15 protein-coding genes are annotated in these 12,973 nt (G+C 28.2%); 10 read left to right on the top strand and 5 right to left on the bottom strand.

All coding sequences use genetic code 11. From position 1 onward, the window contains the following. The first annotated feature begins 40 nt into the window (after positions 1-40). The 4 genes from C7U54_RS15170 to gltA all read left to right on the top strand — a co-directional run bounded on the left by C7U54_RS15170 (position 41) and on the right by gltA (position 2,917). A complete protein-coding gene (locus C7U54_RS15170; protein ID WP_241522582.1) occupies positions 41-259 on the top strand; it encodes a MurR/RpiR family transcriptional regulator in 219 nt (72 codons plus the stop codon). Between the two features lie 123 nt (positions 260-382). Further along, positions 383-577, top strand: coding sequence for a hypothetical protein (locus tag C7U54_RS15165; protein ID WP_241522581.1), 195 nt, complete (start codon positions 383-385; stop codon positions 575-577). A gap of 103 nt (positions 578-680) precedes the next feature. Next, positions 681-1,529, top strand: a complete 849-nt coding sequence (locus C7U54_RS06720) for a sulfide/dihydroorotate dehydrogenase-like FAD/NAD-binding protein (protein WP_022001960.1) — start codon at positions 681-683, stop codon at positions 1,527-1,529. Beyond that, positions 1,529-2,917 (top strand): NADPH-dependent glutamate synthase, encoded by a 1,389-nt coding sequence (gltA, locus tag C7U54_RS06715; RefSeq protein ID WP_032090871.1) that lies wholly within the window; start codon positions 1,529-1,531, stop codon positions 2,915-2,917. Before C7U54_RS06720 ends, gltA begins: the two co-directional genes overlap by 1 nt. Positions 2,918-2,938: 21 nt before the next feature. On the opposite strand, the gene C7U54_RS06710 is transcribed toward gltA, so the two are convergent. The 4 genes from C7U54_RS06710 to C7U54_RS15415 are packed head-to-tail and all read right to left on the bottom strand — an operon-like array spanning position 2,939 to position 5,428. After that, positions 2,939-3,424, bottom strand: coding sequence for an accessory gene regulator B family protein (locus C7U54_RS06710; RefSeq protein WP_158562523.1), 486 nt, complete (start codon positions 3,422-3,424; stop codon positions 2,939-2,941). Beyond that, complete coding sequence (locus tag C7U54_RS06705) at positions 3,405-4,595, bottom strand: hypothetical protein (RefSeq protein WP_107029754.1); 1,191 nt, start codon at positions 4,593-4,595, stop codon at positions 3,405-3,407. The genes C7U54_RS06710 and C7U54_RS06705 overlap by 20 nt, the downstream gene beginning before the upstream one ends. Further along, positions 4,582-5,280, bottom strand: a complete 699-nt coding sequence (locus C7U54_RS06700) for a LytR/AlgR family response regulator transcription factor (RefSeq protein ID WP_107029753.1) — start codon at positions 5,278-5,280, stop codon at positions 4,582-4,584. Before C7U54_RS06700 ends, C7U54_RS06705 begins: the two co-directional genes overlap by 14 nt. 16 nt (positions 5,281-5,296) lie before the next feature. After that, complete coding sequence (locus tag C7U54_RS15415; RefSeq protein ID WP_277738300.1) at positions 5,297-5,428, bottom strand: hypothetical protein; 132 nt, start codon at positions 5,426-5,428, stop codon at positions 5,297-5,299. Positions 5,429-5,578: 150 nt separating this feature from the next. Between C7U54_RS15415 and C7U54_RS06695 the strand changes: the two genes are divergently transcribed. After that, complete coding sequence (locus C7U54_RS06695; RefSeq protein WP_107029752.1) at positions 5,579-5,896, top strand: helix-turn-helix domain-containing protein; 318 nt, start codon at positions 5,579-5,581, stop codon at positions 5,894-5,896. Positions 5,897-5,917: 21 nt separating this feature from the next. Here C7U54_RS06695 and C7U54_RS06690 read toward each other — a convergent pair whose 3' ends face one another. Continuing rightward, positions 5,918-6,379: a hypothetical protein gene (locus C7U54_RS06690; protein WP_107029751.1), complete on the bottom strand. Its 462-nt coding sequence runs from the start codon at positions 6,377-6,379 to the stop codon at positions 5,918-5,920. Positions 6,380-6,578: 199 nt separating this feature from the next. Here C7U54_RS06690 and C7U54_RS15525 point away from each other — a divergent pair, with 199 nt between their 5' ends. From C7U54_RS15525 to C7U54_RS06665, 5 genes are all read left to right on the top strand, one after another. Beyond that, positions 6,579-6,713, top strand: coding sequence for a helix-turn-helix transcriptional regulator (locus C7U54_RS15525; RefSeq protein WP_107029791.1), 135 nt, complete (start codon positions 6,579-6,581; stop codon positions 6,711-6,713). A gap of 95 nt (positions 6,714-6,808) precedes the next feature. After that, positions 6,809-7,426, top strand: a complete 618-nt coding sequence (locus C7U54_RS06680; RefSeq protein ID WP_146137618.1) for a hypothetical protein — start codon at positions 6,809-6,811, stop codon at positions 7,424-7,426. A gap of 348 nt (positions 7,427-7,774) precedes the next feature. Beyond that, positions 7,775-10,993 carry a carbamoyl-phosphate synthase large subunit gene (gene carB, locus C7U54_RS06675; protein ID WP_107029749.1) on the top strand — a complete coding sequence of 1,073 codons (3,219 nt, stop codon included), beginning with the start codon at positions 7,775-7,777 and terminating at the stop codon, positions 10,991-10,993. A gap of 113 nt (positions 10,994-11,106) precedes the next feature. After that, positions 11,107-11,790, top strand: a complete 684-nt coding sequence (locus tag C7U54_RS06670; protein ID WP_107029748.1) for a LytR/AlgR family response regulator transcription factor — start codon at positions 11,107-11,109, stop codon at positions 11,788-11,790. Then, a complete protein-coding gene (locus C7U54_RS06665) occupies positions 11,787-12,917 on the top strand; it encodes a hypothetical protein (protein ID WP_107029747.1) in 1,131 nt (376 codons plus the stop codon). Before C7U54_RS06670 ends, C7U54_RS06665 begins: the two co-directional genes overlap by 4 nt. The last annotated feature ends 56 nt before the right edge of the window (positions 12,918-12,973 follow it).

Raw genomic sequence — 12,973 nt, 5'->3', positions numbered from 1 at the left:
TTGTTGTAAGAATATTTTATTTTTATATTGAGGTGATACTATGAGCTTACTTTATAAGTTAGAATATCAAGATAACTTTACAGATTTAGAAAAAGGTATAGCCAATTATATTCTTGATCATAAAGATTATATTGTTGATTTGAAAATAACAGATTTAGCTGAAATTACATATACATCACCATCAACAATTTCAAGATTTTGTAAAAAATTAGGTGAAAAAACTATAACGACTTTAGAATACATTTTGCCTCTTCAGTAATAGGTGATTATAAATCTAAAACATATATCATCTGATCAAAATAGACAAGCAATGCTTTCTAATAAAGATAGTGTTGCTATTGTGATTTCGTATTCTGGAGAGGAACAATAGATTAAAAGAATTGTGAATTATATTAAACAAAAAGAAGGTACAGTGATTGCTGTTACTTCTATTAATGATAGCTATTTAAGAAAAAATGCAGATTATATAATGGATATTATATTCTCTTTATTGTTTAAAAATAACTATAATATTAACTTAATTGAAAAGCTTGAAAGAGCAAAAAATATTCAAAATATAGAATTTTTAAAAAATTAAAACAACGATTTTCTTTTAGTAAATCTTACTAGAAGGAACGTTGTTTTTTTATTCACATAAGCGTATAATAGAGGTAGTCTAAAAGAATTGGGGGAAACCAGAAATGTACAAAATAGTCAAAAAAGAAAGACTAAATGATGTTGTTGAATTAATGGAAGTTCATGCTCCAATGGTTGCTAGAAAGTGCGAACCAGGTCAATTCATTATTTTAAGAGTTGGTGAAGATGGAGAAAGAATTCCTTTAACAATTGCTGATTATGATCGAGAAGCTGAAACAATTACAATTATTTATCAAATTGTAGGTTTTTCAACTCGTCAATTAGCAAAATTAAACGAAGGTGATGAAATCACTGACTTCGTTGGACCTTTAGGTGTACCAACTGATTTACATAAATCAAATCATGTTGTTGGTATTGCCGGTGGGGTTGGTAGTGCACCATTATATCCACAACTTAAAAAATTAGCTGAAATGGGTGTAGATGTGGATGTTATCATTGGTGGACGTGAAGCACAATATGTATTATGGGCAGATAAGTTCAAAGCTTTCTGTAAAAATGTATATGTGATGACAGATGATGGATCTTTAGGAGAAAAAGGATTTGGAACTGTTAAATTACAAGAATTAATTGATAATGGTGATCCAATTGATGAAGTTATCGCTATTGGACCAGTACCTATGATGAAAGCTGTTGTTGGGGTAACAAAACCTCATAATTTAAAAACAATGGTTTCATTAAACCCTATTATGATTGATGGGACAGGTATGTGTGGATGCTGCCGTGTTACTGTTGATGGTAAAATTAAATTCGCATGTGTTGATGGACCAGACTTTGATGGTTTATCAGTAGACTTTGATGAATTAATGGCTCGTCAAAGAATGTTTAAAGAAGAAGAACATCAAGTAGATGCGAATGCAGATCGTATTTGTAATTTAATGGGAGGTGCAAAATAATGCCTAATATGTCACCAAATAAGGTTAAAATGCCTGAACAAGATCCTAATGTAAGAAATAAAAACTTTGAAGAAGTTTCTTTAGGATATACAAAAGAACAAGCTATGGAAGAAGCAACTCGTTGCTTAAATTGTAAAAAACCATTCTGTATGGATGGATGTCCAGTAGGAGTACCAATTCCTGAATTCATTCATCATGTTGCAGAAGGTGAATTTGAAGAAGCTTATCAAACAATTACAAGAGAAAATGCATTACCTGCAATTTGTGGACGTGTTTGTCCTCAAGAAAATCAATGTGAAGGTAAATGTGTTAGAGGAATTAAAACTGAATCAGTAGGAATCGGACGATTAGAAAGATTCGTTGCTGATTATCATAGAGAACATGGAAAACCTGCAGAATTAAAAATTGAAAAAAATGGTAAAAAAGTTGCTGTTATTGGATCAGGACCTGCTGGTATTACATGTGCTGGTGAATTAGCTAAAAAAGGTTATGATGTGACTGTTTTTGAAGCATTACATAAAACAGGTGGGGTATTATCTTATGGTATTCCAGAATTCAGATTACCTAAAAAATTAGTGCAAAGCGAAGTAGATGGTGTTGCTGCTTTAGGTGTAGATTTCGAAACAAATGTTGTTGTAGGACGTTCAATTACAATTGATGAATTACAAGAACAAGGATATCAAGGAATCTTCGTAGGTAGTGGTGCTGGTTTACCACGTTTCCAAGGAATTCCTGGGGAAAACTTAAACGGTGTTTATGCAGCAAACGAATTCTTAACTCGTGTTAACTTAATGAAAGGATATCAATTCCCAGATCATCCTACTCCAGTTAAAGTAACAGATACAGTATGTGTTATCGGTGCTGGTAACGTTGCTATGGATGCTGCAAGAACTGCAAAACGTTTAGGAGCTAAAAACGTATATATCGTTTATCGTCGTGGACCTGAAGAAGTTCCTGCTCGTGCTGAAGAAGTGCATCACGCTAAAGAAGAAGGAATTATCTTCAAACTATTAACTAATCCAGTTAAAATTGAAGGTGAAGATGGATGGGTTAAATCTATGGAATGTGTTGAAATGGAATTAGGTGAACCTGATGCATCTGGAAGAAGAAGACCAATCGCTAAAGAAGGATCTAACTTCACAATTGAAACAGGAACAGTTATTGTTGCTATTGGACAAAGTCCAAACCCATTAATTAGACATACAACTCCTGGTTTAGATTGCCAATCTTGGGGTGGAATTATCGTTGATGAAGATTCAATGAAAACATCTAAAGATGGTGTTTATGCAGGTGGAGATGTTGTTACTGGTGCAGCAACAGTTATCTTAGCTATGGGTGCTGGTAAAAAAGCAGCTAAGGCAATGGATGAATATCTACAAAATAAATAGTATTTAAGAAGTCAATTCACATTACGAATTGACTTTTTCTTTGGCTGTCATTAAATATAAAATGATATTTTCGCATAAAGCTAGAATAACAATCATATTTATTTTTGGAATAAATAAACAAATAAGTTCTATACATATTGTAATTTTTGCTTTTTTATTTATAAATGGAATATATTTAAAAAATAACATAAATAGTATTCCAAGTGGAATAAATAATAATAAGAAATACGAACTTAAATATTTATAAGAAAGCATAGATAGAAAAAATATTAAATTGGAAGATACAAAACATTTAACAGGACTATCACAATGATATCCACCTAAATTCACTCTTAATCCGGAAAATGCAAGCATCCAAACTAGTGTCATAAGTCCTTCATGTAAACATAATCCTAGAATAAACATAAATATATTAACGATTGAATTAAATATTAAAACTTGTTGACCATACTTATATACTTCATAATCTTGATCAAAATCATATTTATCATAAATTTTCTCTAACATCATCATTTGTTCCTTTTAATAAAAATTTCATGTAATAAATACCATCTTTATAAATGTTCTTTTTCTTAACAATTAAATCAGATTCAATTTTACATCTATCATAATCATAAAAATCATTTTCTGAATAAAGTTCAACTAACGTATAAATACCTTGACCTTTGATATGCAAAGTTATTTCATTATGTCTTTTAACATAATCTAATATTTCAGAAATAACATCAATAAAATCTAAATCATCATATTTTTCATTTTGGCTAATTTCAAAGAAAGATTTAATACTTATATTATCATCTTGTAACCTATTGATTTTTACAGAAATCAAAATATCAAATACCGGATTTTTAGATGCAACTAATTTTTGGTAAGTGTTTTTAGATTGATATTGTTCAATAGCTTTGGATATTTCAGTGTTTGTATCGTTGTTTAAGTGTTTAATGTGTTCTAATATCCAATGAATACGATGTTTCTTATCATCAATATCATAACTAATGTTTTGTATGAGACGTAAGCTTTGTTTTATATATTTTTCTTTTTGTAATTGTTTTTCATACTGCATCTTTTCTGCGTATATTCGATTTAGGTAAATACCATTAATTATAATAAGAATGAAAGTAATCAATAATAAAATACAAATAATAACAGGACTATAAGATGCAGTTACTTCTACATTATCATAGCTAATCATTCCAAAAATACTTAAAATAACAACTTCTGTGATAATTACTAATGAGTATTGTTTGTTAGGAACAGGAAATGTGAACTTTAAATGGCTAAGTAACCAACAGGTTACAAGTATTAAAAATAATTTAGAAGTTATACCTGCACAAATGTAGTATACAGTTTCATATCCAGTATCTAATATTTTATTATATAGACAATAAGATATATAAGGATATATGAACATTGAAAATAAATAACCGGCTAATATAAATATATCTCCAAAGTGTATTCTTCTTTTTTCGTACAAGACAAATGAATAACATGCGATAAAGTATCCAATTAGTATCATGAAACCATTTTCTCTAAAAATATCACATAATTCACATATTAAGAATAAAGAAGTAAGTAGAAGACAAAATTGTTTTCTACTTGAAAGTGAATAATAAAGGTAAACAAATGTTGTAAGAGTTAAAATTTCTACAAAATTAAGAAATATACTATAAGCTACCATTGAGTAAATAATCCTGATAAGTTAGTTTAAATTTCTTTTTATATGTTTTACCTATATTGATTTCTTTCTTGTTTCTTAAGATGATGAACTTGGAATTTACATCATAGACAAAATCTAAATTAATAAGATAGGATCTATGTACTTGAATGATATTGTTATTATTGAGTTGAGTTTTAAATTCTTTTATCTTTTCTTTGAATTTGTATTCACCATCTAATGTGACAATTTTTAAGTAATGACCATCAGCTTCTATGTAGATAATATCACTGGTATTAATACGTACGTGTTTTTCTCTAGCGTTAATGACTATAAAACTTGTGTTTTCTAAATGTTCTTTAAACATTTTAAAGAAGATAGACATGTCTTCATTTAAATGATCTTTTCTAATGAAATAAAATGGTTGAAGTTCCATGGATTTATGAACAAAGTTATTGTTCATGGTCACAAAAACAATAAGTGCTTTGGGAAACCTCTTTTTAAGTTTTATAGAAAAATCGATACCATTTATTGATTTACTTAAATGAACATCTATAAAAATAATTTGGTAGTCTTTTGTGTTATCAATCTCTTCAAAGTGATCCCCTAGACAAAAGAAATGGGCATCAGCGAATAGATTGTTATTTTTGAGTATATCAACAAACTCCTCTACAAAAGTATTTGTATCCTCTAATATCAAAATATTCATAATGATGCCACCTTCCTTATTTGTTTAAATTCTTTAATTGTTCAGGTTTTTCGAATTCATATAAATTTAATATTGATTCTGATGAGGCACCTAAGTAAGCTACCCCGCTTAACAATGTAAAGTATTTTTCAATTAAATAGTTTATCATAATTACCTCCTTAAGTGTACTTTATATTTGACACGAATATAAAGTCAATAGAACGCGCATGAAAGAATAGTTATCGTTCCTGAAGGTATCTTTTATAATGCGTAAAATGCACGATTTAATTGTTAACATGAATTAAAAGGGTGACGGATAATGAATGTTAATGAGCTAATTATGAATAAAAGAATAGAAAGAGGCGTTTCTAGAAAAGAGCTTGCAGAGGGCTTAGGAGTAAGTGAGAGTACTATTTATAGAATTGAAACAAATCCTAATTTAAATCCCAATAATAAATTAGTAAAAAGAATTTATGATATTTTACGTATGAATGTAACGATTATTGTGGATGATGCACCAATATATGATGAGCATGCACATGAGATAGATTTTGAATCATATAGTCCTACAAGTAAAAGTATTATTTTTAAAACGATTGCAAAAGAAGAAAAAATGAAGAAATTAAAAGAAAAATAGTTATCTGATTGATAACTATTTTTAGGCTAATGTGATTTTTGTAATTGTATTGTTTGAAAGCGTGTAGGTCATTTTAACTGTTTTATTCTCACTATAGGCAATATATTGATTGTTCGCTTCTTTGTGATTTTCGTAATCTAAATTATTTTTTTCTAAACCAACGTAGAAATTACCTTCAACTTTGTAATGATCTGTAAATAGTTCTACTTTTTTAACTTTATTCTTTTTATTTAAAGTAATTTGAATAGAATCATTATAATAAACTGTATCATTATTCTTTTTTGATTCTATATACTGATCACCAATATAATCATTTATATGATTTATCCTAGAATCCTTTGTAATTCCACGACCATCTTCAACGATAATTGTAAAACCAATATCATTATTTGTAAGAAGTTCTTCGGTTTTAGTGTCTTCCTTTTTTGAACAACCACATAATAATAAAATAAAACAATAAATAAAGAGTATTTTAGATTTCATAGAATTCCTTTAGATAATTGTACGAAATATTTGATTTTTATTAAAGTAAAGATTTATAGACAAAATGTTAATCCTTAGAGCATATCTTCTTCTTATTTCATATTATGATGAATAAAAGGAGGAAAGATTATATGACACTTGGAGAACGTATTTAAAAATATCGGAAAATGAAGGGATTATCGCTAGAAGAATTAGGTAAATTACTACATATACAAGACAAACAATATCAAAATGGGAAAGTAATCAATCATCACCTGATATACAAAGTTGTAAGGCTATGGCTGATGTTTTTGGTATCTCTTTAGAGGAACTTTTAGATGAAAACAAAAAATAAAAACGGATCAAAGTAATAATCATCGAAATATAATTATTATCTTTGGAATTGTTGTTTTTCTAGCATTTATTATGGAAAGTTATGTAGCAGTTAAGATGAGTGAGAAAATGGATGCATTGGAAGAAGCAAATTCTTTGTTGCAACAACAAATCAATGACTTTTATGGTGATCAACCAATTTCACTAAATACAAATTCTATTTGTACTTATTTTAGTGGTTATATCAGTGATATTAAAAAGGATAGTTATAATATAAATATTGATTTGATTTTAAAAAATTATCAAGATAATACAACAGCACAAGTTATTTTTAAAACGGATAAAGATACATATACACTTTCTTTAAATAAAGAAGGTCCTTTTAAAGGAATAATAAATCTACATATTCAAACAGTTCAATTTGCACAACTTATTTCCCAAACAAATGGTGAAACAAATTTTGGAATGTTAGATGCAGATATCAACTTTAAAAACTATTTAGATGAAGATGCTAGTGGTGGAATTATGTTAGAAAGTTATAATGAAAAAAAGAACAAAGGTGATTTTACTCTTTCATTTAGTGGAAATAAGACAAAGAAAGATGAAATCTATTTGTGGGATAAAGAATATAATTTTAAAAGAAATACAGAATATCATGATGTGAAAGGAACAATTTGTATTAATAGTGATAAAGATATATTGAATTTGAGAAAGCATATACATGTAAAAATATAAAAAAAGAAGATACTGTGATGGTTGAATATACGTATACAAATGAAATGGGAATAAAAAAGAAACAAGAAGTAACAGCTCAACTTAAAAAGAATTGGCAAGGATATTATTTGGCATGGAAATAAAAAATTAGTATGATAATTATATTTTAATTTATTTAATTCCCAATCATTATCTTATATAATCTTTCTATGGATAGAGCGAAATTGCTTATAGGAGGCCATTATGAAAAAAGATCTACTTATGACAATTCAATATAAAGACATGGGCCCTTTTTCGCTTTTTATTTTTTAATTTGAAACATATCTTTTCTAAGATATGTTTTTTTTACAATCAAAAGGAGGATTAAAGATGCCAAAAAGAGAAGATATTAACACAGTATTAGTCATTGGTTCAGGACCAATTATTATTGGTCAAGCATGTGAATTTGATTATTCAGGTACACAAGCTTGTAAAGCATTAAGAGGATTAGGGTATAAAATTGTTTTAGTCAATTCTAACCCAGCTACAATTATGACAGATCCAGAAACTGCAGATGTGACATATATTGAACCATTGAATGTAGAAAGATTAACACAAATCATTGAAAAAGAAAGACCAGATGCTTTACTTCCTAACTTAGGTGGACAATCAGCTTTAAATCTATGTTCTGAATTAAGTAATGCCGGAGTTTTAGACAAATATGACGTTCAAGTATTAGGGGTAAAAGTAGATGCTATTGAACGTGGAGAAGACCGTTTAGAATTCAAAAAAGCCATGAATGAACTTGGTATTGAAATGGCAAGAAGTGAAATTGCAAATACGGTTGATGAAGCTTTAGCTATTGCTGATAAATTAGGATATCCAGTAGTTGTAAGACCTGCCTATACAATGGGTGGAGCAGGTGGAGGACTTGTTTACAATGTTGATGAATTAAAAATAGTTGTAAATAGAGGTTTGCAAGCAAGTTTAGTACACCAATGCTTAATTGAAGAATCTATTTTAGGATGGGAAGAATTAGAATTAGAAGTTGTAAGAGATGCTAAAAATAACATGATTACAATTTGTTTTATTGAAAATATTGATCCATTAGGAGTACATACTGGAGATTCTTTCTGTAGTGCACCAATGCTTACTATTTCTAAAGAAGTACAAGATCGTTTACAAGAACAAGCTTATCGTATTGTTGAATCAATTGGAGTTATTGGCGGTACAAATGTTCAATTTGCTCATGATCCAGTAACAGATCGTATTGTTGTTATTGAAATCAATCCAAGAACATCACGTTCATCTGCTTTAGCTTCTAAAGCGACAGGTTTCCCTATTGCCTTAGTTTCAGCAATGTTAGCTGCTGGACTTACATTAGATGAAATTCCATGTGGTAAATATGGAACGTTAGATAAATATTATCCTGATGGGGATTATGTTGTTATTAAGTTTGCACGTTGGGCTTTTGAAAAATTCAAAGGAGCAGAAGATAAACTTGGTACACAAATGAAAGCTGTTGGGGAAGTTATGAGTATTGGTAAAACTTATAAAGAAGCTTTCCAAAAAGCAATTCGTTCTTTAGAAATTGGACGTTATGGTTTAGGTTATGCTAAAAACTTTAATGATTTAAGTAAAGAAGAATTATTAAAATTATTAGTGAATCCAACAAGTGAAAGACAATTCATTATGTATGAAGCTTTAAGAAAAGGAGCTACTGTTGATGAATTATTTGAACTTACAAAAATTAAACATTATTTCATTGAACAAATGAAAGAACTCGTTGAAGAAGAAGAAAAAATTGCTTCTTATAAAGGAAATCAATTACCAGATGACGTTTTAAAACAAGCAAAGAAAGATGGATTTGCTGATAAATATATTTCTAAGTTATTAGATGTTGAAGAAAAAGAAATTAGAAATCAAAGACTTGCAATGGGTATGCATCAAGTATGGGAACCTGTTCATGTATCAAGTACAAAAGATAGTTCTTATTATTACTCTACATATAATGGAAAAGATCAAGATGAAGTTTCAAATAATAAGAAAATCATGATCTTAGGTGGAGGACCTAACAGAATTGGTCAAGGTATTGAATTTGATTATTGCTGTGTTCATGCTTCTCTTGCCTTAAAGAAATTAGGATTTGAAACAATTATTGTAAACTGTAACCCAGAAACAGTTTCAACAGATTATGATACATCTGATAAACTTTATTTTGAACCATTAACATTAGAAGATGTTTTAAGTATTCATGAAAAAGAAAAACCACTAGGAGTTATTGCTCAATTTGGTGGACAAACACCATTAAATCTTGCAAGTCAATTAAAAGAAAATGGTGTAAATATTTTAGGAACAACACCTGAAACTATTGATATGGCTGAAGATCGAGATTTATTTAATGAAATGATGGAAAAACTAGAAATTCCAATGCCAGAATCAGGAATGGCAGTTACAGTTGATGATGCTTTAGAAATTGCTCAAAGAATTGGTTATCCATTAATGGTAAGACCATCTTATGTATTAGGTGGTAGAGGAATGGAAGTTGTTTATGATGATGAATCATTAAAACAATACATGGCTGCTGCTGTTGGGGTAACACCTGATCGTCCCATCTTAATTGACCGTTTCTTAAATGATGCGATGGAATGTGAAGCAGATGCTATTTCTGATGGAGAAAATGTTTTTGTGCCTGCTGTTATGGAACATATTGAACTTGCTGGTATTCACTCAGGGGACTCAGCATGTATTTTACCATCTAAACATATTCCAGTAAGACATGTACAAACAATAAAAGAATATACTAAGAAAATTGCTAGAGAAATGAATGTACGTGGTTTAATGAATATGCAATATGCCATTGCTGATGATAAAGTTTATGTTTTAGAAGCAAATCCACGTGCTTCAAGAACAGTACCTTTAGTATCTAAGGTATGTAACATCAACATGGTAAAACTTGCAACAGATATCGTTACGCGTGAACTTACAGGTAGACCATCACCTGTTAAAGATTTAAAAGATAGAAAGATTCCTCATATTGGTGTAAAACAAGCTGTTTTCCCATTCAATATGTTCCCTGAAGTTGATCCAATTCTAGGGCCTGAAATGAGATCAACAGGAGAAGTATTAGGTTTAGCTAATTCTTATGGAGCTGCTATCTTTAAAGCTGAAGAAGCTACTCAAACAAAATTACCAACATCTGGTCGTGTTTTAATTTCTGTCTCTGATAGAGATAAAAAAGATGTTGTTGCTCTTGCTAGAAAATATTATGATGCAGGATTTGAAATTGTGGCTACAGGTAAAACATTTGAATTAATCAATAGCAATAATATTCCAGCTATCAAAATTAAAAAGATCAAAGAAGGTCGTCCAAATATTGCAGATGCTCTTACAAATGGTGAACTTGATATAGTGATCAATACGCCACATGGTAAAGAATCTGCACATGATGATAGTTATATTAGAAAAACAGCTATTAAAATGAAAATTCCATATATGACAAATATTGCTGCTGCAAATGCAGCTGTAGAAGGTATCTTAGAAGCTGAAATTCATGGAACACATGAAGTAAAATCGCTTCAAGAATATCATAAAGCTATTAAAGACTAAGATACATGATTGTTAGGAAATTATCTGATTTCCTAACAATTTTTTTATAAACGAAATATTTACTATTAATCACGTATACATTTTTATATAATTAAAAAAAGGAGTAAGTATTTATGAAAATAGGAATTATTGATGATGATCTTGTATTTAGTAATATATTAAAAAAACAAATAGAAAATAGTAATTATTTTTGTGAAAATGATATAGATATTTATAATGATGATTTTCAAACAATTGATATAGAAAATTATGATTTTTTATTTATTGATATTATTTTAGCGCAAGATGATGGAATTTCTTTAGCAAAAAAAGTAAACAATAAAACAACAAAAATTATATTTATTTCTAATAATGAAGCACTTGTTTATGATTGCTTTGATATGCATCTTTATTTTTTTATAAGGAAAGCATTTTATGAAGATGATTTTAAAAGATTACTTACTAAAATAGAAAAAGATGAAGCAGAAAGTAATAAACAATATTTGGTGGATGAAAAAAATAATCAATATATCCGTTATGTAGATATTTGTTATATTCAATCTCATAGAAATATTTGTACTTTTTTTACAATAGATCATGAGTACCAACAGTATATAACTTTAAAAAGATGTGCAGAAACATTATGTAAGAATATTGCTTTTTATAAAATAAATTCTTATACAATTATTAATTTTAAATATGTAACGAAAATCAATAGTCAAAGTGTGACACTTTCTAATAAACAAACATTCAATGTTTCTAGACAATCAAAAGATATTGTAGAAAAATATCATGCATATAGGAGATACTTACAATGATTACTTTTTTATATTTTTGTTGTATTGAAATTGCGCTGATTTATCTTTTGGATGTTCCAAAAGAATTTTTTAAGAAATATTTAATTGTTTGTCTGTTATCAAATAGTTTAATAAACGCTATTGCATCAACCTTATTGTTACAAGATGTTTTGTTTTTAGAAGTTATATGTTTTTTTCTTTTTTATTTCCTAGATAGGAATATAACGGAAATTTTATTTTATCTTTCATTTTCATTGGTTATAAAAGATATAGTGCTTTTATTACCATTTTATGAAGCTATTTCATTTATTGTTTTCATGATTATTATTGCTTTGATGATATATATAAAACATTTTTATCCTATAGATAATCAAAATATGTATTGGGGATTATTAATGCTTATTTCGATAAGCACGTTATGTGTATATCACATCCTTTATTATGATTTTTTAGATGTGTTGGGCGTAAATCGAAATCTAATTATTCTAATAACTTTAGTACTAACAATCATTTTTTCTTATTATCTATTTTTTAGATATACAAAACTTTATCATGAACAACAGTTACTCAATCAAGCTGTAAATTATTTTAAGAACGATCAACAAAATTATGCATTTATTGAAAAGAAAAATAATGAATTAAATAAATTAAAACATGATTTAAAATATGAATATTTACAAATGAAAGAATATGTTAAAAGGAAAGAATTTGAAACAGTAAATCAAATGATTGATCAAAAGGTAGCATCTCTTGATCAAGAAGAAATGATAATTACTTCAGGAAATAAATTATTTGATGCATTTGTAAACATGAAATTAGAACAATTAAAACTAGAACATATTACGCCAACAATGATTATTTCAATTCAAGATATTTCTTTTATTAATGATGAACATTTAAATATTATCATTAGTTATCTTTTTGATATAGCAATGAATTGTATTCAAAATAATGAGTTAGAAATAAAAGCTATTCAAGATGAATGTGTATTTGAAATTGCAATATTTATTAGTCAGGGAATTGAAAATATTGATCGTATGAAATACGATACATTAAAATTAATTCTAAAAAAATATCAGGGAAGTATAAAAATTATTCATGAAAATCAAAATATAAACATTTCACTATTAATACCTGTTAGCAGATAACAGGTATTTTTTATGTCAATTATCCTCATAAAATGGTCAAACGTCCTAAAAGCATT

This window comes from Faecalibacillus intestinalis (assembly GCF_003024685.1).
Classification (GTDB): Bacteria; Bacillota_I; Bacilli_A; order Erysipelotrichales; family Coprobacillaceae; genus Faecalibacillus; species Faecalibacillus intestinalis.
This window is presented reverse-complemented; position numbering and strand designations above follow the sequence as displayed.